Annotated in this window: 22 protein-coding genes; 19 read left to right on the plus strand and 3 right to left on the minus strand. The window is 36.5% G+C overall.

All coding sequences use genetic code 11. The features are described 5' to 3' along the window. Window positions 1-53: 53 nt before the first annotated feature. From C1724_RS19285 to C1724_RS19315, 7 genes are all read left to right on the plus strand, one after another. On the plus strand, window positions 54-935 hold the full coding sequence (locus C1724_RS19285; RefSeq protein ID WP_180994348.1) for an FAD binding domain-containing protein: 882 nt from the start codon (window positions 54-56) through the stop codon (window positions 933-935). Beyond that, on the plus strand, window positions 932-1405 hold the full coding sequence (locus tag C1724_RS19290) for a (2Fe-2S)-binding protein (protein ID WP_102348409.1): 474 nt from the start codon (window positions 932-934) through the stop codon (window positions 1403-1405). Before C1724_RS19285 ends, C1724_RS19290 begins: the two co-directional genes overlap by 4 nt. Before the next feature lies 1 nt (window position 1406). Continuing rightward, entirely contained in the window at window positions 1407-1862 is a 456-nt protein-coding gene (locus C1724_RS19295; protein ID WP_102348410.1) for a CoxG family protein, read from the plus strand. Between the two features lie 273 nt (window positions 1863-2135). Next, the gene (locus C1724_RS19300) at window positions 2136-3323 is read left to right on the plus strand and encodes an iron-containing alcohol dehydrogenase (protein WP_102348411.1); all 1188 of its coding nucleotides are present in this window, start codon (window positions 2136-2138) and stop codon (window positions 3321-3323) included. 16 nt (window positions 3324-3339) lie between these two features. Beyond that, window positions 3340-3747 carry an acyl-CoA thioesterase gene (locus tag C1724_RS19305; protein ID WP_102348412.1) on the plus strand — a complete coding sequence of 136 codons (408 nt, stop codon included), beginning with the start codon at window positions 3340-3342 and terminating at the stop codon, window positions 3745-3747. A gap of 35 nt (window positions 3748-3782) precedes the next feature. Continuing rightward, window positions 3783-5207 (plus strand): aldehyde dehydrogenase family protein, encoded by a 1425-nt coding sequence (locus C1724_RS19310; protein ID WP_102348413.1) that lies wholly within the window; start codon window positions 3783-3785, stop codon window positions 5205-5207. Window positions 5208-5767: 560 nt separating this feature from the next. Further along, the gene (locus C1724_RS19315; RefSeq protein WP_258000466.1) at window positions 5768-7156 is read left to right on the plus strand and encodes a hypothetical protein; all 1389 of its coding nucleotides are present in this window, start codon (window positions 5768-5770) and stop codon (window positions 7154-7156) included. A 160-nt stretch (window positions 7157-7316) separates the two neighbouring features. On the opposite strand, the gene C1724_RS19320 is transcribed toward C1724_RS19315, so the two are convergent. Next, on the minus strand, window positions 7317-8435 hold the full coding sequence (locus tag C1724_RS19320) for an XdhC family protein (protein WP_180994349.1): 1119 nt from the start codon (window positions 8433-8435) through the stop codon (window positions 7317-7319). Between the two features lie 483 nt (window positions 8436-8918). On the opposite strand from C1724_RS19320, the gene C1724_RS19325 reads away from it, so the two are divergent. The 3 genes from C1724_RS19325 to C1724_RS25755 all read left to right on the plus strand — a co-directional run bounded on the left by C1724_RS19325 (window position 8919) and on the right by C1724_RS25755 (window position 10742). After that, complete coding sequence (locus tag C1724_RS19325; protein ID WP_102348416.1) at window positions 8919-9512, plus strand: hypothetical protein; 594 nt, start codon at window positions 8919-8921, stop codon at window positions 9510-9512. A gap of 276 nt (window positions 9513-9788) precedes the next feature. Next, a complete protein-coding gene (locus C1724_RS19330; protein ID WP_102348417.1) occupies window positions 9789-10541 on the plus strand; it encodes an enoyl-CoA hydratase/isomerase family protein in 753 nt (250 codons plus the stop codon). Between the two features lie 54 nt (window positions 10542-10595). Further along, on the plus strand, window positions 10596-10742 hold the full coding sequence (locus tag C1724_RS25755; RefSeq protein WP_180994350.1) for a hypothetical protein: 147 nt from the start codon (window positions 10596-10598) through the stop codon (window positions 10740-10742). Window positions 10743-10943: 201 nt separating this feature from the next. Here C1724_RS25755 and C1724_RS19335 read toward each other — a convergent pair whose 3' ends face one another. After that, window positions 10944-11135 (minus strand): CDGSH iron-sulfur domain-containing protein, encoded by a 192-nt coding sequence (locus tag C1724_RS19335; RefSeq protein WP_102348418.1) that lies wholly within the window; start codon window positions 11133-11135, stop codon window positions 10944-10946. Window positions 11136-11619: 484 nt separating this feature from the next. After that, complete coding sequence (locus C1724_RS19340; RefSeq protein ID WP_102348419.1) at window positions 11620-12534, minus strand: LysR family transcriptional regulator; 915 nt, start codon at window positions 12532-12534, stop codon at window positions 11620-11622. Between the two features lie 279 nt (window positions 12535-12813). On the opposite strand from C1724_RS19340, the gene nfsA reads away from it, so the two are divergent. From nfsA to C1724_RS19385, 9 genes are all read left to right on the plus strand, one after another. Continuing rightward, window positions 12814-13554 carry an oxygen-insensitive NADPH nitroreductase gene (gene nfsA / locus C1724_RS19345; protein WP_102348420.1) on the plus strand — a complete coding sequence of 247 codons (741 nt, stop codon included), beginning with the start codon at window positions 12814-12816 and terminating at the stop codon, window positions 13552-13554. 188 nt (window positions 13555-13742) lie between these two features. Then, window positions 13743-14813: a cytochrome P450 gene (locus tag C1724_RS19350; RefSeq protein ID WP_180994351.1), complete on the plus strand. Its 1071-nt coding sequence runs from the start codon at window positions 13743-13745 to the stop codon at window positions 14811-14813. Window positions 14814-14898: 85 nt separating this feature from the next. Beyond that, window positions 14899-16047 carry a 2-hydroxyacyl-CoA dehydratase subunit D gene (locus C1724_RS19355; protein WP_180994352.1) on the plus strand — a complete coding sequence of 383 codons (1149 nt, stop codon included), beginning with the start codon at window positions 14899-14901 and terminating at the stop codon, window positions 16045-16047. A 22-nt stretch (window positions 16048-16069) separates the two neighbouring features. Continuing rightward, complete coding sequence (locus tag C1724_RS19360) at window positions 16070-17389, plus strand: 2-hydroxyacyl-CoA dehydratase subunit D (RefSeq protein ID WP_258000467.1); 1320 nt, start codon at window positions 16070-16072, stop codon at window positions 17387-17389. Further along, complete coding sequence (locus C1724_RS19365; protein ID WP_102348423.1) at window positions 17386-18603, plus strand: CaiB/BaiF CoA transferase family protein; 1218 nt, start codon at window positions 17386-17388, stop codon at window positions 18601-18603. Before C1724_RS19360 ends, C1724_RS19365 begins: the two co-directional genes overlap by 4 nt. Before the next feature lie 214 nt (window positions 18604-18817). Continuing rightward, window positions 18818-19879, plus strand: coding sequence for a tripartite tricarboxylate transporter substrate binding protein (locus C1724_RS19370; RefSeq protein WP_102348424.1), 1062 nt, complete (start codon window positions 18818-18820; stop codon window positions 19877-19879). A gap of 180 nt (window positions 19880-20059) precedes the next feature. Beyond that, complete coding sequence (locus tag C1724_RS19375; protein WP_180994353.1) at window positions 20060-20518, plus strand: tripartite tricarboxylate transporter TctB family protein; 459 nt, start codon at window positions 20060-20062, stop codon at window positions 20516-20518. An 84-nt stretch (window positions 20519-20602) separates the two neighbouring features. Further along, complete coding sequence (locus C1724_RS19380; protein WP_102348426.1) at window positions 20603-22111, plus strand: tripartite tricarboxylate transporter permease; 1509 nt, start codon at window positions 20603-20605, stop codon at window positions 22109-22111. Window positions 22112-22383: 272 nt separating this feature from the next. After that, window positions 22384-22608: a hypothetical protein gene (locus C1724_RS19385; protein WP_102348427.1), complete on the plus strand. Its 225-nt coding sequence runs from the start codon at window positions 22384-22386 to the stop codon at window positions 22606-22608. Window positions 22609-23083: the final 475 nt, after the last annotated feature.

The raw sequence follows: 23083 nt of genomic DNA on the forward strand, positions 1-23083 counted from the left end.
GTATATATATTATTATCAATGTTTTTTCATGATTCTAAGAAAGGGTGATGGGTGTGAAACCAGCTCAATTTGAATACTTTCAACCATCAACATTATCTGAAACGGTTTCTTTGCTCGAAGATTTTGGGCCTGCAGCAAAGATAATAGCAGGTGGGCAAAGTTTGTTACCGCTTATGAATTTCCGACTTGCTCGACCACCTTATCTGATCGATATTAATGGAGTTAGTGAATTGGAAAATATATACGTTGAGGAAGATTGCATCAAAATCGGTGCTCTTGTTCGACATTCTAGCTTAATAAGAGATCCTATAATTAAGCAATACATGCCGGTTCTTACTGATGTTGCTAAGAATATAGGGCATATTCATATCCGCAACCGTGGAACGTTTGGTGGGAGCATATCCCATTCTGATGCCGCAGCTGAATTACCGGTTGCTTCAGTAGCCCTAGACGCCACATTTCGTGTGGTTGGTCCAGATGGAGAGAGACAAATACCAGCTGAAGAATTCTTTATTACCTATTTAACGACAGCATTAGAACCAGGAGAGATTCTAGTGGAAACAAAAATTCCATTACTTTCACCTGGAACTGGTTACGGGGTTCAGGAAATTAGTCGAAGACATGGTGATTTTGCGCTTGTACTTGTCATAACGATACTTAAGCTAGCTACTGATGGAACATGCCAAGATGCACGATTCGTTATAGGCGGGGTTAGTGATCGACCTTTGAGAGCGACTTTAGCAGAGGATTATCTTATTGGCCGCACTCTTACAAATGAAGACCTAACAAAAGCGGCAAAACTGGCGGCAAAAGAGTGTGACCCAGAAAGTGACTTGCATTGCTCTGCAGAATATCGAAAAGAACTGGTAGAGGTAATCGGCAAAAAGGCTCTTGGAGAAGCCTTTATTAAAGCTAAAGGGGAGGGGAAATCATGAGTAAACAAGTTACTGTCACCATCACTGTCAATAATAAAACATATACTTCAGTAATCTCTTCACGTCTATTATTAGCAGACTATCTACGTGATGTGCTCCTATTAACCGGCACCAACGTTGGATGTGAGCAAGGGGTATGTGGGGCATGTACAGTCATGTTAGATGGAGAAGTTGTTAGATCATGCTTAATGCTTGCCATTCAAGCAGACGGGAAAGAAATTCTAACAATTGAAGGCGTAGCAGATGGAGATCAACTGCATCCCCTACAAGAATCATTCCATAAGCACCATGGTCTACAATGTGGTTTTTGTACCCCTGGAATGGTTCTAACATCCATGGATCTTCTCAAACGAAATCCATCGCCTACAGAGGAAGAGGTACGAGACGAGTTAAGTGGAAATATTTGTAGATGTACTGGATATGTGAACATTGTAAAAGCGGTAATGGCCGCATCAAGAGGAGGAGAATAAGATGCAACTTAAAGGAGAAAATCTTTGTTTAGCAGATATTGATACAGTATATAATTCATTACTTGATCCAGATTGTTTAGCCAATGCCTTGCCTGGTTGTAAAAGTTTATCTATGCCTGAGGAGGATGTATATGAAGGTGTGGTAGAACTAGGGGTAGGTCCAGTCGTAGGCAGCTATAAATCAAAGGTAATTGTCGAAGAGAAAAAGTCCCCTAAATATATTAAACTATCAGCAAACGGGAAAGGAAAAACCGGTTCAGTAACTTTTACATTAGTATTACATCTAGAGGAAGTAGATGGTGGGACTGAAGCTAGCTGGGAGGTAGATGCAAAGGTTTCAGGTCTAGTGGCTAGTGTTGGGAGTCGAGTAATGACAGGTGTTGCTCGTTTTATTGCAAAACAATTTTTTAAAAATCTTATCAATACAGATCAAATCGAAAAAGTAGAATCAAAATAAACGCTATTAAAATTAGCCTAATGGACTATAACGCTTGCGGATAACCGTTTAAATATAAAATTTATAATAATCTGCAAGAGTTATAAGTTCTTGAAACTACCACTCATGTGAGGGTGAAAAAGTAAAACTTCTATCCTATTAATCTAAGAAAAAGTTTACCTAGGCTTCACGATGCTTTTATTAAAGCTTTAAAGTAAGTAAATGGGCGTCTTTTAAAGAAAGTATAACTATTTTTAAAAAGATTACTGTAATTAAACAAAGGAGTATTGAATAATGATGATTTCAAAATTGGTGCTTCCTTCATTAAGTTTTACAGGTTGGGGATCAATAAGTAAGCTTTTAACCGAGGTTGAAAGGTTTGATCCAAAGAATATCTTATGTATAACTGATAAAGTGTTGAAGGAGATTGGACTCGTTGATAAAGTGACATATCCGCTTACTGAAAAAGGGTATAAATTAAGTGTATGTACGGATGTTGAACCTGAACCTTCACTTCAATGCGGACAAAATCTTGTATCCTATGTAAAAGAAGGTAACTTTGATCTTATTATCGGACTTGGAGGAGGTAGTACACTTGATTTGGCAAAGCTGGCAGCTGTCATGGCCACTCATGATGGACCAGTTGCTGATTATTTGAATTTAACCGGTATAAAATCAATATCGAATAAAGGGCTTCCTAAAATTTTAATACCAACCACGTCAGGAACAGGTTCTGAGGTGACAAATATATCGGTTCTTTCCCTTGAGGATACAAAAGATGTCGTTACACATGACTACCTTCTTGCAGATGTTGCCATTATCGACCCAGAACTTACTGTATCAGTTCCCCCTAGAGTAACTGCAGCAACTGGTGTGGATGCATTAACGCACGCTATTGAAGCCTATTTGTCTGTGAATGCAAGTGAAACATCAGATGCTTTGGCGTTACATGCTGTACGAAAAATTGGAAGATCTATAAAAAAAGCGGTTGAAAATGGTTCTGATAAGGAAGCGCGGATTGACATGAGTATTGGTAGTTATCTGGCTGGTTTAGCTTTTTTTAATGCTGGTGTTGGCGGGGTTCATGCACTTGCTTATCCACTTGGTGGTCAATTCCATATTGCACATGGCGAGTCAAATGCTGTATTACTCCCATATGTTATGGGGTACATTCGATCAAGTTCCGAAGAGCGAATGACAGATCTCTATTCTGAATTGACTGGGGAGAATCGTTTAGATCCAAAAGATGCGTCTTATAAATTTGTAGATTTTCTAAGCCAGCTGGTTGAAGATGTTAAAATACCACAAAGTCTTAAAGGGTTTAGTATTCCTGAATCAGCCATTGATTCTCTTGCAAATGATGCTGTTAAGCAGACACGTCTTTTATTACGATCCCCAATGCCTTTAATGAAAGACGATATTCTAAACATATATAATGCGGCTTACGAAGGGATCATTCCTTCGAGTGAAAAAGCTGTTTGAATGGAGGAGAAAGCATATGTTTGAAACACGGATCGTACCACGTGTAAGTGAAACGGATGGTGCAGGACATATTAACAACACAACCCTACCTGTTTGGTTTGAAGCAGGTAGAAATAAGATATTTGAAATGTTTATGCCTGATTTATCATTTGAGAACTGGCGTTGTATTGTTTTGCATACATCCATTGATTTTGTGAAACAAATTTATTTTGGAAAAGATGTCATTATAAGAACATGGGTAGAAAAAATAGGCAATACGAGTTTCATCCTATATGAAGAAGCGCTTCAAGAAGGGAATCTTTGTGCAAAGGGAAACGTTGTTTACATTAATTTTAATTTAAAGAAACAATCAAAAGAACCAATTCCTGAAGATATTAGAAGAAAGTTAGAAGAACATTTAAAGATAGGTCATCCTCAGATTTAGGGTGACCTTATTTTAAGGATTTAGGAGGAGATTAAATGAAACAAAGATTATTGATTAATGGTGAATGGGTTGAATCAGATGAGTATTTAGAACTAAAATCACCTTATTCCGGCGACGTAATTGCAAAAATTCCTGTAGCGACAGAGGAACAGACCGCTCTTGCCATCGAAGCCGCTGAGCAAGCAAAAGACAAAATGGCAAACATGACATCATTACAAAGATCATTAATTCTAGAAAATTTAGTTGAGCGACTTAAAGCAAGAAAAGAGGAAGCGGCACAAATTATTGCTAAGGAAGCTGCGAAACCTATTCGAACTGCAAGACAAGAAGTAGAAAGAACGATTGAAACCTATAAATTTGCTGCAGAGGAAGCCAAAAGGATCCATGGGGAAACGTTGCCCCTTGACGCTGCTGCAGCTGGTAGTGGAAGAGTTGCCTATACATCATATGAACCTTTAGGAGTTATTGGTGCAATCACACCATTTAATTTTCCGATGAACTTGGTTGCCCATAAAATAGGCCCGGCAATTGCAGCGGGAAATACAATTGTTTTAAAACCTGCTTCACAAACACCACTATCTTCTATTTTTATTGCTGAGCTTTTACAAGAATCGGGATTGCCTGCGGGAGCTCTAAATATTATAACGGGGAAGGGGAGCGTTGTAGGTGAAAAGATTGTGCAAGACCCTCGTGTGAAACTAATTACCTTTACAGGTAGTCCTGAGGTAGGAATTGGAATTCGTAATCGGGCAGGATTAAAACGAGTGGTATTAGAGCTTGGTTCTAATTCAGCACTTATTATCGATAAAAATGTGGATATTGATAGCATTATAGATCGTTGTGTAGTAGGAGCTTTTTCCTTCCAAGGACAGGTTTGTATATCGTTGCAGAGAATATATGTACATGAAGAGGTTTATAGTAATTTTGTTCAGAAATTTGTTGAGAAAACGAATGAATTAGTGATAGGCGATCCACTAGATGATAGTACTGATGTGTCTGCTTTGATTTCTGAAGGAGATGTTAAGCGAACAGTTAATTGGATAGATGAGGCACAAGAGTTAGGAGGTAAGCTTGCCACGGGTGGAAAAGTAGAGGGAAATATCTTATACCCGACTGTGATATTAAATGCAGATACAAAAGCTAAAGTATCTTGCCAGGAAGTATTTGGTCCAATTGTACTAATTAATCAATTTAAAACGATAGAAGAAGCCTTCAACATGGTCAATGATTCACGTTTTGGTTTGCAAGCGGGCATTTATACTGACAATGTACACACAGCTTTAGATGCCGCGGACAAACTTCATGTTGGAGGTGTAATGATTAATGATATCCCTACATTCCGAGTGGACCATATGCCTTATGGAGGTGTTAAAGAAAGCGGGATGGGACGTGAAGGAATTAAATATTCAATAGAAGAAATGTTGGAAATGAAACTAGTAGTGTGGAATCGAAATAAATAGAAATTTTTTAGAAAAATACTCTATAGGACCGACGTATTAAAAAACTCCCTCTGAATGATAGTAAAAATGCGAATTTGTCTTATAAGGAGGGGCTTTCAGCAGAGGTAAACAAGTGGAAATACAAAGCCGTAGCAAAATAGTAGAACCTTTTAAGTATCAATGGAAAAATAAGTAAAAGTATTTTACAAATTTTCAGAATTTTTGTTTACTTTATATTACGTGTGCGTTATATTATTTATAGGTTATAGTCTTTGTGTTTATTGAAATTTTGAGATATATTAGGTGATTTGTAGTAAGTTATATAAGCGTGGTGATGATGATGTTATAGTACGCTAGCGTTATAGGTTGGAGTTTAATAATTTTTTGAAAGGAAATATTGAAATAGTTTAAATGTAAGGTAGGGCCCAGAGCTATTGAATATTATTTTGATAGCGATTACAATCACCGATAGAGAGTATAATTAATAATTTTCTCCATTTTTCGATAATCACATATAACCATAAGTATTTAACATAAGTAAGCTACTATTTTATTCTATATGAAATGGAAGTGATGGACTGGTGTTAGGAAAGAAAAGAGAATATGGTAAAGAACAGCCATACGCGATGGGGCCTTTAAAATTAAGATTACCTTTTATTCACTACAAATTTGAGTATCCTGATTTTATTCAAGGAGCATTATTATGTATCATTCCGATGTCAGGTGCTACGATTATGGAGCAAGTTTTAGGGATCCCTTTCGAAATAAGTGTACTCATGCTAGCTATTACTAACTTTTTGTTCTTATTGCATACACATTTCGGAGATCCAGTTGTAGCTGGTTGGGTTACAGCAGGCATACCTGTCTATATTACCTTTCTAAATGGATTCCCTGAGGGAGAAGCTAGAATTCAAGCCCTTATTGCATTACAGTGCACCCTTGCCTTCATATTTTTATTTATGGCAATATTTAAAGGGGCAGATGCCTTTGTTAAAAGGGTTCCACTCTCTTTAAAAGCAGGCATATTACTCGGTGCAGGTCTTGGAGCTATTATTGGTGAGTTTTCTACCGGAGGAAGAGTATGGAGTATGCCAATTAGTATGCTTGTAGCAGTTGGCCTTGCCTTCTTCATGATGTTTTCAAAAACTGCAGAACCTCTTAGAAAAAAATACACCACGTTTCGTTTTATTGCTCAATTTGGAATTGGACTTCCTTTTGTAATTTCCTTTGTACTTGGAATTCTAATCGGTGAAGTAGCTGTACCAGATATAAAGTGGTATTTTATCCCATCCTCAATCGGTGAAATAGTTAGCAGCTATAGTATATTTGCCGTTGGAATCCCACCATTTGAATACTTTTTGAGGGCGCTACCAGTGGCATTTAGTGCGTATTTGATCGCTTTCGGGGATATCCTTGTGATTGAATCTTTATTATCAAATGCAGATAAAGTACGCAAGGATGAGAAACTTATCTTTAGCCCAACACGTAATAGTTTTATTCTATTTATTCGCAATTTTATTCAAAGTATTTTTTCACCACACTTTGGACTTGGTGGCCCGATGGTAGGTGGTGGTCAAGCAATCGTAACATCTAGGTATATCAACAACCCTCGTGAACATTTAGATAGTTATTGGGGAAGCGCAGCTTGTTTTCATTGGGGGATGAGTAGTGCTTTACTAATCGGCCCAATTGTAACACTTTTCCAACCAGGCTTAGCAATTGGAATGACACTAAATCTAGTTATTCAAGGATTTTTATGTGCATATCTTGCGATTGCAATGTTAAAACAAGGTGATGATGTACAAAAAGGGGTTGCGGCTATTATTGCAGCTGTATTAGTCACCCAAGGTGCAGCCGTTGCATTGGGGATAGGCATTGGACTTTGGCTAATTCTTGAACGTGTTTGGATTAAGGATAAAGTGGTTGAAACTGTTTCCGAAGAAGAGGATATTACAGAAAAAATAGGATGATTTTTCTTGCATCTTGAATTGTAAAAAGCCTATCTGTAAAAAGATAGGCTTTTTAATTTGAAACTAAAATTTGCTATAATTGAAGATAAGCATCTTTTTATCTATATCCTATTACTGGAGGACGATACTTTACATAAAATATTATAAATAGCTTGCTTTATTATTGGGCCTTCGTAATCATTTGTGTTCTTCCAATTTTATCAAAAATCCATCGGCTAAAACTAGTATCCCAATCATGGATAATCCCTTTCTTATGAATGGGGCCGTTTTGTTTTTTTAACGGCATTCCAGGGGAATTAGTAGCATAACTAATAATTTCAGAAAGAATACTTATAGCAATTTCCTCAGGGGTTTCAGCCCCAATATCCAAACCAATTGGCGAATGGCAGTATTCTTTACTTAGAATATCTTGTTCTTTAAGAATACGCTCTGTTCTTTTTCTTGGTCCTAGAATTCCTAAATATGATAAACGGTAGGATAACAAATGGTTTAAAAATAGAGAATCTTGTTCAAAGTGATGTGTCATAATCACTACATAATCTTTTTCGTAAATATCAAGATTTTCTGGGAATTTTCCAATCGTAGAGATAATAAGCTCATCAGCTTCTGGAAATTTCTCTTTGTTAGCATAACCTGGTCTATGATCCACAACAGTCACAAGCCAATTAAGAAGTTTGGCACCACGCACAAGAGGAACGGCGTCTGGTCCTGCTCCCAAAATAATTAGTCGGGGGATCTTCTTTAATTTTTCATAATAGATCTCTAACTGAACATCATCATCCTTTACCGTAAATAAACCTGCTTTAGAAGGATGAATCATCTGAGTGCTCTTTGCTTGGTCAAGATTATATCTAGTCGCTATAGGGTATAGGTGGGGATGACTAGAAGAAATAATTGTCGCTGTGGAAATTTGATTTTGAAGAATGGTTAACGTTTCAAGTGCTTTTTCTTGTTGTTTAATGGGCTCAAATGGTTCAATCCAAATCTTTAATGCACCATTACAGCCAACGCCTAATCCCCAAGGTAAATCCTCATCTCCAAAAAAATCATAATCTATTATACGAGGAATTAAGGTGGACATAACATTCTTTGCGTGTTCAAATATATCTTCCTCGATACAGCCGCCGCTAAGAGTTCCCAATATCGTTCCATCAGGTAAAATAATACTCTTTGCTCCTACAGAACGATATGTTGACCCTGCAGTTTGAATGATAGTTGCAATCGCTGCACTGCTTTTCGTTGCCCAACACTGTTCAAGTCTCCTTATAATTTCTAACATATTTACACTCCTTTTATTAATTTTTTCTATAATACGGATGTTACATATTGCGTATACGTCATATAATATAATCATATATCTTATTTTCAAAATTTTCAAGACATTTGAACTGAGCTGTAAAAATTGGATTTTTAGGATGACAATAGATATTTGGGGGGATGCTTTTTTTCTTGCAAAGAGCTTTTTTAGGCATTACTTGTAATCTTGCTTTTTAAGTTTATATACATCTGAAATTAATTGTTTGTAATATGTATGTTACATTACTAAAATAATTAGGATGGCGCCTTAAACTGAAGGTTTGTGGTGCTTAAACTATTTTTATATTAACCTTCGGCAAGTTTAGTTTCCTTTGGGTATGAGCTGTAACAGCCGGAAGAAGAACCATTGATATAGAACCCCACTGGCATAAGCGGTGGGAGTATCAGTATGGCGACTTTTTAATGTGTTTTTGTATGTTCGTAGTATGGAAAAGGAGAATATTAGATGGGAAAGAAAAAAACGAACTTAGCACCAAAGCGAAAACGAATGAATAGAAAGGGAAGGTTACTGAGTGGAAAGGAATGGATAAAAACATACAAGGGGAAAAACATTGTCAAGTCTTATGCTAAGTGGTTTGGGGTCAATAAAATCTGTGCGATGACAGAGCTAGAGATGTTGGGAATACAGATCTCAGAGAAAACCAAGATGAACATAAAACAAGGAGAAACTGACAAAGTACGAGCAAGACAGCTCCGGAAGAAAAGGAGTAAAGAGCAAATATTACTAGAGAACTATTTTTATGATTATTCTTATGACTTTGATGACATCTTCTCTTCCGAAGAAGGTTATATAGAAGAAACAATGACGATTGGCATTACTTATGAAGAACAAGGAGAAAACGACAAGAAAGAATGTTTCTCCTATATTAATGAATTTGGTGAATGTGTCTATTATGACTCACCTGAGGATATGTGGTTAGATTATCTCTTAGTGGAACAGCAAACTACAGATACGAACGAATTCTGGTACTCAGACAATTTTGAATGGGAAAGTTATTTTGGTCATCTTCAACCCGCATTTTGGTTTCTTCCCCTGTAATGTAAATGCGGTAGAGTACGGAAGGGTTGGAAGATTTATTGGATTTTAATTTAATTGGAATGAGTTAAGCATTTCTTAGGGAGATGCTTTTTATTTTATATCATCTAGAAAAGGTGCCAAGCGAACTTTATGGCTCTAATCAAAGGTTATTATGCTCATATATATTTTTCATTATATTGCCAAATATTCAGAATTATAATATTATTTATTTATCGTACAAATATATGCTGCATGCGATCTATAAAACATATCTACTTAGTAAGGGATTGATTAACTATGAAAGAGAGACTTTACACGAATGTAAACGGTTACGTTGCTGAAATCGTCTTAAACCGTCCTGAATTCCGTAATGCAATAAATTTAACGATGTGGAAATCCTTGCCGGTTATGTTAAGGGAGTTCGAACAAAACCCAGATATACGGGTGATTATCATTACTGGAGAAGGAGACCAGGCGTTTTCAGCTGGTGCAGATTTTGGTGATTTGGCTGCTGTGGCTTTAAATGAACAAATCATAGATCCATTATTAACAGCGGTTGAAGAAACAATGTCAACGATTGAGCAATTGACTAAACCCGTAATAGCCAAAATAAATGGAGCGGCTATTGGCGGGGGATGTGAACTTGCTGCTAGTTGTGATATCCGAATTGCATCGGATAAAGCTAAGTTTGGCATACCTGTGGGTAACCTAGGGATTGCTATTACTGGACAGGATACTAGGAGATTATCTTCATTAATTGGTGTAGGTTGGACTCGGGATTTATTAATGACTGGGCGGATTATTGATGCAGAAACCGCTTTACATATTGGGTTAGTGAGCAGGGTTGTCGCCCATGATGATTTGGATAGTGAAACAGAAATACTTACTGAACAAATTGGTAAAATGTCACCGCTTACTTTAAAAGCTGCTAAGGTTCATACGTTAGAAATAATAAGAGCACAAGAACTTACTTTAAGAGATGGGTTTTCATTAGCGAAAGAGACTTGGGCGAGCGATGAGTTTAAGAATAGGGTGAAAGTTGTTAGATAAAAAGGTCGACTAAGTAAATCTAATTTATACTTGTAATTAATTGGACGCGGAAAAGTGAGTGGGCGTAATTTATACATGTTCACATTTGAAACTCTCGAATTTGATCCATTATCATTTTTACTAGATTCATCAATGGATATTTTGGGATTTAATTTATTAGCAAACAATTATGAGCCTTTAGAGATTTTACTATTTATATAAATTACTAGGAAACTAAGTTAAGAGGTTCATTTAGAAAACTGTTTATCTGAATTGAATATGGCGGATTATTAAGGGCAGTTACTAGCTGTCCTTTTTTTGTTGTGTACAGGTTTTGATATAGGGAGAATATTATAGGGCTGATTAATGTTTGAAGTACAAACTAATAAAGACACCTCACAAATATTGTAAGGTGTTAAGGAATTACTTTGCTCTAACTACGCTTTCAAAATTTCCTTTATGGGATCCATCACAGAAAGGTTTATTTTCAGAAAGGCCACATCTGCAAAGTGAAAACGTTTCTTTAGTTTCAAACTTATTTCCTTCAGCATCAACTAATTCAATGTTGCCTGTAACACGTAATGATCCATTGTCATTAACTTTTATTGTCGCCATGTTAAATAACCTCCTTTAGTAAAATTGTAGACAAAATTATAAGGAAATAAACAAGGATGAAGAACTGAATAAGTAACAAAATAGAGTATTTTGGAAGAAGTGTTTGGTCCAAGATTGCAGAATGTGATCTTTCCTAGTAAATCGAAACAAGGAAGGATTCTGACAGGAGATGAGTAAACCCTGTGAATCGAGTCAGAAAAAGGGAAGGATTCTGACAGGAGAGTTGAAAGTAACCAAGGTTATGGGGATTAACCCACGACCTTAGTTACTTTAAGGGTGGGTTATTGGGTCGGGCTCTTGTGATCCGAGGGAGTTATCGGACCAGGGTACTGCAATAATAAACTAGATACCTTTTTTCGAGGTTATTCTTCTAAACTAATGCCAACGAAAACGGATAGAATAATAGTATTGCAAGCAAAGGTGATGCTAAATGTATGATTTAAATAATAGCATTTTTCAATTTTTTGGTCGTCTGATTTTAATTCTAGTTCACTGACTCTTCTATACAAATCCTATCTTTTAAAAAGCTTAAAAACTTTTTGTGATTGGGATAATGTGGTTTATCAGGTCTTGCCACAAGCATCAGATCGAGATAAACCGAGCCACTTTCTAATTGTAACTGTTTCAATTTTCCTACCTTTAGCTCTTCATTTACACTCAATTTAGAAAGAATAGTTATCCCGTTACCAATACTAATGATTTGCTTAATACTCTCTATGTCTTCGTATTGCATCAATATTTCATTAATTTTAATTCCTCGAGAATGAAGCATGTTCTCGATTACTTGATAATTGTAGGAGGATAAAACGACAAAAGGATAATTCGATATATCTGAGGGTGTTACATGATTCTTTGTTGCTAACGGATGACTAGGTCCAACTACTAGGGTTAATTCCGTATTTACGATTGGAGTGGCGGTTAGATTTTCTGGAACCTTTTTTCCAATGATGAAACCAAAATCGATTTCCTTTTCTAAAGTCATTTGAAATATTTGTTTTGAATTTCCCACTCGGAGGTTTAGATTTATATGAGGGTTTTCCCTCATAAAGTTACTTATTATCTTAGGTAATATATACCTAGCCGGTGTAGTGCTAGCGCCCACTGTTATATTTCCAATGTTTCCTTGCTTAACTTCTTGTAACGTTAAAAGGATCTCCTTGCTTAGATTCAATACTTGTTTTGTGTAATTATAAAAATGGTTTCCTGCTTCAGTAGTCGTTATCGTGCGTCCTCGGTCTAAAAGTATCACTTGTGTTTCTTTTTCAAGTGCACGAATATGTGCACTTACAGCTGGTTGGGATATATTTAAAATTTCAGCAGCAGAACTAAAACTTTGGGAATTAACAACCTCATAAAATACCTTTAATCTATACATGTTTGACAAGATATCAGGGTTCATGGCACCACCTCTTATAACTTTTTGTTATGAACGTATAACTTGTACCATATTGATTTTAAAATATAAGGGCGTATAATTCAAGTAAATAGATTGAATTATTTGATTATTCCAAACCTTAAGGGGTTTTCTATGGAAAATTGGTTATTACTACTAAAGAGTATTCGGGGAAAATTGCAAAATAGCGCACGCGTCTTTATCAGAAAAACAACTCGAAAAAGCAAATTTCCGCTGTCTATAATATGGTCGTCAAGAATTTGATTAGAAAGGGGATGAAATACATTGAATGAAACCATTAGGTTATTGCAAAATCATCGTTCGATAAGAAAATTTACTGATGAGCCGATCTCACCGGAACTAATGAATGAAATTTTTCACTCAGCACAGATGGCTTCGACTTCAACCAATATGCAGGCATATAGTGTGATTGCGGTAACAAATCCCGAGCTTAAGACCGAGTTGTCTGTCCTTACTGGCAATCAAAAACATGTGGAGCAATGTCCAATATATTTAGTATGGTGTGCCGATTTAAATCGCTTGAAAATTACGTGTGAATTAAATTCCAAAGAACCCTCTTATCTTAACAGCATGGAAAATTTTATTGTGGCGAATGTAGATACTGCATTAGCTGCACAAAATGCAGCAATTGCAGCAGAATCTGCAGGGCTAGGAGTAGTATTTGTCGGAGGGGTACGGAATCGTATCAGAGAGGTTACTAAGTTATTAAACATACCTGAATTAGTCTTTCCTTTGTTTGGTATGTGTTTAGGTTATCCAGTTCAGCAACCTATAATCCGACCAAGATTGCCATTAGAAGTGGTTGTACATAACGATTACTATCAAGACGAACATTTTGAAAAGTATATTTCTGAGTATGACAATCAAATAGAAAAATATATGATGGAGCGAACTCGAGGGAAAAGAAATGATAAATGGTCTGATATTATGACTGATAAACTATCACATCCTATTCGAATGCACATGTCAACATACATTGAAGAACAGGGATTTAAACTAGAATAAGAGGGTGCTAATGTATTTAGGAAATAAAAGGAGAGTCATTCAATGAGCGACATAGAAAATAGGAAGTTGGATTCAGATTCTATTGTTGATGGAAACTGCTCTAAGGAGAATACTGTCTGGAATCCTTTAGACCTATTATGATTAAGAATCCTGATGAAGTGTATGGGATATTACGGGCGGAATGCCCTGTGGCTCATACCGACCAAGTAGGCGGAGCATGGGGGTTTTTCAAATATGAGGACATTGTAAAAGCGACTCTTGATATAGAAACTTTCTCTAATGGGGAATCTAGAAATCGAGATTTACCTCGTTATCCTTTAGAGGCAGACCCGCCTTTTCATACGGCTTATCGAAAAATATTGCAGCCATTTTTTAATTCAAGAGTAATGGATGAATGGGAGCACATTGTCCGAAATTTAGTTATTGAAATGCTTGAACCACTTATTTTTAAAAAAGAGATGGATATGGCTAAAGATTTTAATTATATTCTACCAGTTCGTGTTATTTTATCTTTTCTTCATCTTCCCGATCAAGATTGCTATAGAATAGGTCAATTGTCTGAGGATATTTATCACTCCTCATATGGAAAAAATCCTGAAAAATATGCAGCTACAGTGGAGTCGTTGAAACTATACTGTCATAAGGCAGTTGCAGGTCGTAAAACCTCACCATTAGATCCTCAAAAAGATATGATTAGTAAGTTATTACAAAGTCAAATTGATAACCAAGATATAAGTGTTAAAAGTGTTGCTGGTATTCTTCATTTGCTATTAACTGCTGGACATGACTCAACAACTAGTTCATTAGGAATAATCATCAATTATTTAGCGCAAAACCCAAATGACCAAAAGCGGATACGTGAAAACACATCTTTAATACCAATGGCCATAGAAGAAATTTTACGATATGAGACACCTGTTCAGAGAATGCCCCGGACTATAACTAAAGACTTCGATTTACATGGTCAAAAGTTAAAGAAGGGAGAAAAGGTCTTTCTCGTCTGGGGTTCAGCAAACCGTGATGAAGAGGTATTTGATAATGCAGATAAATGCATAATAGACCGCAAACCAAATCGTCATCTTGTATTTGGACATGGTATCCACCATTGTCTTGGTGCACCGTTAGCACGACTAGAACTACGCGTCGCCTTGGAGGAACTGCTTCACAGAACAAAATCTTTTGAATTAAATGGCAATGTGGTTCGTACTGGCTATCCGCGTTTTGGGGTTAGTTCCTTGCCTTTAATACTTTGTACTTAACATCAGGGCTTGAAGATAATTAGTAGTGGGCATGTTAGTACTCCTTTTAACAAAACTAACTCTACTTAATAAGGGGGAATTGAATATGGTAAACAACTATTCTGACTCAATGACTAGTTTAGAATATTTGGAGCAGATATATGCTGAGCGTGATCAAAGAGCACTAGAATTGAAGAAAGAAGGAAAAAAAATAGTAGGTATTCTTGGTAACGATGTACCTGAAGAAATTTTAATAGCTGCTGACATGATACCTATATATATATTTGGGGATCCGAATGGAGACATGAATCATGCAAATCGTTATTTGGAAACCGGATCCACACCACTTGTAAGAGCCCAATTTGAAAGGATTATCAACGGGTCTTATTCGTATCTTGATTACCTTGTTATCTCTAGTTCAGCGGATTCAATTACACGTGCCTTTTACTATTTACGTTCAATTCGCAAAGTAGAGCCCGAAATGAAGATTCCAGAGCTATATTATTTTGATTTTCTTCATTCGATGAATCGGACTAGCGCTTTATACAATCGTGACCGAGCACGCGAATTTCGACAAAAAGTTGAAAGTTGGGCTGGGAAGAAGATTACTGATGAATCTATTAGAAAGGCTTTGATAACATGTAATGAAAATCGTGAACTTCTGTCTAAATTAAATGATTTACGAATAGCAAAAGAGCCGTGCGTGAGTGGGGTTCAGGCTTTAATCATTTCTAGTGTTTCCTTATGTATACCAAAAGATGAACATAATCGATTATTAAGGTCATTCTTAAGAGATGAAAAGTTTCCTAAGTTATCGGGAGTACGTTTGTTTGTTACTGGAAGCACGCATGATCATACAGAATTTTACGAACTAGTCGAATCCTCCGGAGCAATTATCGTTGGTGAAGATCATGATTTAGGCAGTAGATTATACGAAGGTAAACTAGACTTAACAGTTGATCCTATAGATACCATTACCGATAGATATCATTTCCGGATTCCGAGCACAAGACAATCTACCGTTTCTGTTAGGGTAGATGCATTGGTTAATGAAGTTCAGCATTGCGGAGCACAAGGAGTCATCTTTTTTATTCATAATGACGATGATGCACCGTCTTGGGATTATCCAGAACAGCGTAAGGCTCTAGAAAATCTAGGGATAAAGGTTCTGCTTTTGGATCGTCAAAATTATAAACTTGAAAATAAAGATAAGCTACAATCTATCATCACTACTTTTATTCATTCAATAGATTAAAAACTAAAGGAGGCGATTTAAATTGGAAAACCAAACGTCAAATGACCTTCATCGGAAGAAACCAGATGTTATTGCAAAACATCAAGAGAAACGATTGAGTTTAGCTGCAGAAGCTAACCGCTACCATAAAAAATGGTTTATGGATATGAAGGAAAGAGTAGCACAAGGTGAACCATTCGCATTTGTTACAGCACAAGTTCCTCAAGAAATATTTCGAGCAATGGATATTCCGTATGTGGTAAATCAATGGTGGTCCTCAATATGTTCTGCTAAGCAGATGTCATCTTATTATTTTGGATTACTAAATGAAAAAGGGTATCGTCAAGACCTTTGTCAATATTGTTCTCTTTCCTTAGCATCTTCGTTGGAACCGGAAAAAGGACCATGGGGGGGACTGCCAAAACCAACGTTATTAGTGACGCGCTATTCATGTGATTCGCAAGCTAAAATATTTGAGTTAATGTCTAAACAATATGGAGATATACCATTATTTCTTTTAGAAAGTACAGTGACTTCTACAATTCCAGAAAATTGGTGGGAAAAAATGCCCCACGATTGGGATGAGCTTTTTGATTCGCATCGACTTGATTTAATGGTAGAAGAGTATAAAGGTCTTATTCGATTTCTAGAAGAACATACAGGCAAGACTTTTAGTGAAACAAAATTTCGAGAAATTATGAAACTTGTAAACGAACAAGCAGCTTATAACAAAAAAAGTCGTGATTTAATTGCAGGAACTTCACCTTCACCTGTTAGTATTACAGATACGATACCAGCAGTTATGATCCCGCAGTGGCATAGAGGGACTCAATGGGCTGTTGATAATGCGCGTAAACTGTATGAAGAAATCAAGGCCCGAGTTGAAAATGGTGATTCTGTTATAAAAAATGAGCGCTTGCGAATCATGTGGGTAGGACGCGCTTTATGGTACAATATGGGACTTTTTCAACATTTTGAAAAACAATATGGTGCTGTATTTATTTGGGCGATATATTTAGCTATAGCTGCTGACGGATATGCTAGGTATGGCGGAGACCCGTTGCGTGCACTAGCTAGTCGATTTGCAGGAATGGAAGATTTATTGCATATGCCACCATGGAATAGTGAATGGTATCTTGATCAAGCGAAGAAAAATAATGTAGATGCGGTTGTCCATATGGTTACAGAAGGCCACATGGGCTCGGGGGGCACATATTTCATTCGGAAAGCATTCGAAGATGCAGGGATTCCAATACTAGAATTGCGTGCCGATGCCGTAGATGCTCGCAAATGGGATGAAGATTCGATCATCGGAAGGATTGAAGAATTTTTTGAAAATGAGTTAGGAGTGAAACCGCAATGAATGAAACAGCGCTAGATGGGGTGGTTGTACTAGATTTAACACAATTTGAAGCTGGAACAGTTTGTACACAGACACTAGCTTGGCTTGGTGCTACTGTAATTAAATTAGAACCTCCCGTTACAGGTGAACAGGGGAGGTGGGTTTCAAGGGATAAAGAGGATGAAGATGCATATGGCTTTCTTTTGCTTAATTCAAACAAAAAATCAGTGACGGTCAATCTAAAAACGGACGAAGGAAAAGAACTTGTAAAAAAAATGGCGGAAAAAGCTGATGTATTTGTCGAAAACTATGGTCCAGGCGTAATAGAACGTCTTGGATTGGATTATGAAACGTTAAAAAACATCAACCCACAAATTATTTATGCCCAGATAAAAGGGTTTGGAAAAGACGGACCGTATGCTAATTTACCTGCATTTGACCCTATAGCACAAGCCGTTGGTGCCTCGATGAGTCTAACAGGCGAACCAGATGGGCTCCCGATGCGTCCAGGATTTGCTGCATCTGATAGCGGTGCTGGTTATCATTGTACGATTGGTATTTTAGCAGCACTTCGTCAGCGGGATAAGACTGGTATTGGCCAAAGAATTGAAATAGCCATGCAAGATGTGATGATTAATTTCTGCCGCTCTGCTTGGGGGCGTCAGCTCGTTACTGGCAAAGCTACGACACGTGGGGGCAATGGTAATCGTCTGGGTTTAACTGCTCCATCTAATTTATATCCATGTAAGCCTTTTGGAAAAAATGATTATGTCTATGTTTATGTCTCCCGAGTGCCAAGTAGTTCACAATGGGAACGTTTATTAAAAGCACTCGACCGATTAGATTTATTATCGGATTCACGTTATAAAACTCCTGAATCTCGATACGAACATCGTCATGAACTTGACAAGCTTATTAGTGAATGGACGAGTCAATATACAAAATATGAAGCAATGGAAATACTAGGAGCTCATGGTGTACCAGCAGGTGCAATCCTTGATACGAAGGATATTACCAATGATCTATACCTACGAGAGCGGGGAACAATGGTAGAGATCAATCATCCCGTCCGTGGTAAGGTAGTAATGCCAGGGAATTCAATAAGATTATCAGAATCAAATGTTCCTATTAAGCCTGCACCTTTGCTAGGAGAACATAATAAAGAAATATATGAAGAAATGTTGGCGTTAACTAGTGAAGAATTGGAATATTTACGTGAGTCTGGAGTAATTTAATATATAGATAGTTTTTCCTACTAGAATACTAAAGAAAAGCTAACTGTTTAGCATTGACAGCGATCATAGATATCGTAGTTAAGAATCTATATTTACAAACTAGAAGAATAATAAAAGATTGCTGTAAGCGCTATCATGTAGTAATAGGATGACTTAAATTAGTTTGGGCTTGGTCAAAAGTTTTTTTCCATAAAAAAGTAAGGGGGCATAAAAAATGATAAAAAGTAGGTTCCTACGCATAGGTTTACTATTTTTAATAACGTTTTTAACAACCGCTATTCTGTTGGGATGTACATCTAAAGAAGTAGAAACTACTTCTGAACCGGTAAAAGAAACTCCAGATCCAGGTACAGAAGTTAAAGGTGAGTCAGAATGGCCTACAGAGCCTGTTACGATTCTAGTTCCATTGGATCCTGGTGGTGGTGTTGATGTAATGGCAAGAGGTATAACAAACTATCTACCAAAACATCTAGGTGTTCCGGTTGTAGTTGAGAATATAGGAGGAGGATTGAGTATTCCAGGAATGATGGAATATGTCAGTAACAGGCCTGATGATGGCAGCACACTGCTAGCTACATGGCAAACTGTTTTATCAGATCGTTATATTAATCATGGTGCTAAATACACAATTGATGATTTCTCTTATATTAATATCCATCAGACTGACCCAGTATCTATCATAACTCCTAAAGACTCGCCATGGAATACATTGGAAGAATTGATCAATGACATGAAAGCAAGACCGGGTGAAATTCCTGTGGGCTATTTGAGTGGTGCAGCCAGTCAGATTGCAGCTCAGAATTTTATGGATGCTTTAGGTTTGGAGCCACGTTATGTAGCATTTGATGGCGGATCAGAATTTAGACTAGCAGTTGCTGGTGGAGATGTTGCTGTTGGTTTCGGTCACTCAATTGGAGATTATTCGTTTGAGGAAGATTTAAAGATGTTAGCTATCTATTCCAAAGAGTCTTTCGAACTGTGGCCTGAAGTTCCATTAATAAATGACACATTAAAACCTTTTGGTGTGGAATTAAATGCAAATTTAGCATCAACGAGAATGCTGGCTGTTCATAGTAGTTTTCAGGAAAAATACCCTGACCGTTGGGAAAAGTTATTGGATGCCTATCAAAACATGCTTAATGACGAGGAATATAAAGCTCATTTAGAAGAATCGGGTGAAGATGTTGCGACAAGATGGTTAGGACCGGATGAATCTTTAAAAGTAACGAAAGAAATGGATGAATTGGTACTGCGTTATAGTGAGAAAGCAAAGTAAGTAATCCAAACATTACAATAAAGTTTTAAGTATAACCAAAATTAACAAGAAAATTTAGGGGATTAAATGAAAAGAAAAACTATTGTTTAATCCCCTTTTAAGTATTGGGATTACAGATTATTAGATGAAAGACTCTTTCTTTTAGAGATTCTTAATTATATGCAAGGTGAGGGGTCTAGATTGAATTATTTTCGGTTACTAAAGCGAACCATTTTACCACTTTTACTGTATGTCTTTATTTTTAAACATTATCTGGAAGTTAAAGCTGCACCTAATCCATACGATATATTGTTAATAAAAGTAATGCTAATTATTGCTTCGGTTTCTTTTGTTTTTATATTAATCGAAGAATACAAACTTCAAAGAGTTAAGAAGGATGACTCTCACAATGATAAAATTATTTTTTCAAGGTCACAGCTTGTTTTATTCACCTATATAGTTTTATATGTCGGAGCTTTATATGTATTTGGCTTTGTGCTTTCAACTGTTTTATTCCTTGTTTTTTCGTTTTTACATTTGAAATATTCAAATTGGAAGATATGTATACTAACCCCCATTTGTTTTGCTCTTTTTTTACACTTGATATTTGTAGAATTATTAAGTTTAAAACTTCCATCAGGAATACTATGGGCATTGTAAATATGATTGTTGGGTAGGAGAGTTATAAACTCTGTTCATATTAACCGCCGAACATACACTTGTTTAAAGAAGGAGGGATAAATAATGGTTGATTGGCCGGCACTTTTTGATGGTATTAATATGGTTTCCACCTGGAGTATCCTATTCTTGTCGATCTTAGGTGTAATATTAGGTATTGTTCTAGGTATGATCCCAGGACTAAGTGCCACTATTGGTATAGCATTAATGTTACCTATGAGTTACCATATGGATGCCCTTTCAGTGATGGTATTAATGTTGGGAATATATACTGGCGGGCTGTATGGTGGTTCTATTACAGCTACATTAATTAATACACCTGGAACCCCAGGCTCTGCATTTACTGCACTTGAAGGCTACCCAATGAATCAACAGGGAAAAGGTCTTTTGGCTTTAAACGTAGGTTTGATATCATCCGTTCTTGGTGGAATTATAGGGATTATTATGCTGTTTTTGTTTCTAGAGTTATTATCTAAAGTTGCTTATAGTTTAGGGTCAGCAGAATTGTTCATGATCGCCTTTTTCGCATTAGCAATCATTGCGACGATTAGTAAGGAAAGCATAGGGAAGACGTTTTTTATCGGAAGTGTTGGAATAGTATTAGCAAATATTGGGGTTTCTCCAACAGGCTTTACCGTTGGGACTTATGGCCAAGTCTATTTACTTGAAGGCATCCCTTTAATTCCAGCATTAATAGCATTGTTTGCTTTTCCGGAAGTTTTTTCTCTTATCGAAAAAAATTATATAACTTCAAATACTGACATAAAGCAACTACTAAGGAAAAGTTTTTTTAAAGAGTTCATCGCTGCCTTTAAAATTGTAATCAAACATCCATTTACAGTGATCAGGTCAGCTTTAATAGGTGTATTTGTAGGGATGATTCCGGCAGCAGGAGCGTCTGTTGCTTCCTTAATTTCGTATGGTGAGGCAAAACGAGCATCAAAAGAACCGGAGTTATTTGGCAAAGGGGCGAAAGAAGGTTTGATTGCTTCTGAAAGCGCAAACAATGCCTCGGAGGGTGGATCTTTAGGTACAGCCATTTGTCTTGGAATTCCTGGTAGTGCGGCAACAGCAATGATGCTGGCTGCTCTCACGCTGCAAGGGATAATGGCAGGTCCAAAAATGATAAGAGATCATAAAGACTTTATTTATGGAATTATTGCAGTAGAATTTGTACAAATGTTTTTGTTGCTTCTTATAGGTTTAGTGATTATATTTGTCAGTTTTAGGCTTGTTTTAATTCCTGCCAAAATTATTGCACCTTGTTTAGTTATCCTTTGTTTGATCGGAGCTTATGCTAACAGGTTTACACTTTTTGATGTATGGCTAGTTATTCTTCTTGGTATTATTGGCTATTTTCTTAAAAAATTTGATTATCCTATTATAGCGCTAGTCCTAGGTTTATTGTTGGGAGATATGTTAAATACTGAATTGATTCGAGTAGCTCAAATAAATGCTATGGACTTCACAGTGTTTTTTAAGCGTCCTATTAGTTTGATCTTATTTATTTTGACTTTATTGACAGTTGCACGTTCGTTTTATATTGATTTTAAGAAAGGGAGTTTAAAATCATAGATGGTATGGATCATCAAATAGTGTTTAGGTGATACGCCTATCATTTGAGAACAAATGCTCCAGTTACAGGTAACAGCTATATTGGCTAAAAGCTTTGCTCACTTGAAATCCCGTTTGAATTGATTCTAATTCTAACGGGATTTTTTTATTGGGTTATTATCAGGAGATATGTGCTTAGGTTATCTGCAAATATAATCGAACAGGGTGAATAAATTCTAATCATAAGTAGAAAAATATTCCTTAATATTAAGGTATCTGAAGGAGATAGAAAAGTGAAAATAGATTTTAATTTGCTTAGACAAACAGAACGATTGCATTACGACGATCCAACATGTGGTATCCTAATAGATATCTTTCAAAATGGGAAACATTGGCATGCTGTTGCCACTGCAGAAAGAGCAGAATGGTATTGTCAAAATGGATTCGGAGACACAAAAGAAGAGGCTATAGAAGAAGCAATAACGGGAGTGCTGAACTTAGTTAGAGAGGTAGATTAAACATCCATATGCATGGAATAGGATATTTTAAGATGATTTCAATATCCTATCAAAGTGTTTTCCAAAGCTGTAATAACTATTTAGGATGAACTGAGTACGTGTACGTTAAACAATAGATAAACAAAACGAATCATGATTTCAATGCTTACGCATAATCGGCACAAAGAAAAACCGTAAATTTGATCCATATATGGAACGGTATTTACGAGGTCATTTTGATGTTGAAGAGTAAACTTTTTTAGGCTATTTCCAGCAAGAGGGGAAATAGTCTTTTTGTTTTTAAAAGTTGGATAAACTTTTTTATTTTTTGTTGTAGAACAAATTTCAAATTATGTATAGCGCAGCAGTGGGAGTTTGAGGATCTTTTCGTGAATCGTCTTTCCTCAAAGGTTGATCTGCCTAGTGGAAATTAAAAGTTGGAGAGAATGAAAGAACGTGAGAGCTCTGAAAAAATTATCTTTTAAATAATTAAAAT

It is taken from the genome of Bacillus sp. Marseille-P3661, from assembly GCF_900240995.1.
In the GTDB taxonomy this organism is placed as follows: domain Bacteria; phylum Bacillota; class Bacilli; order Bacillales; family Bacillaceae_J; genus OESV01.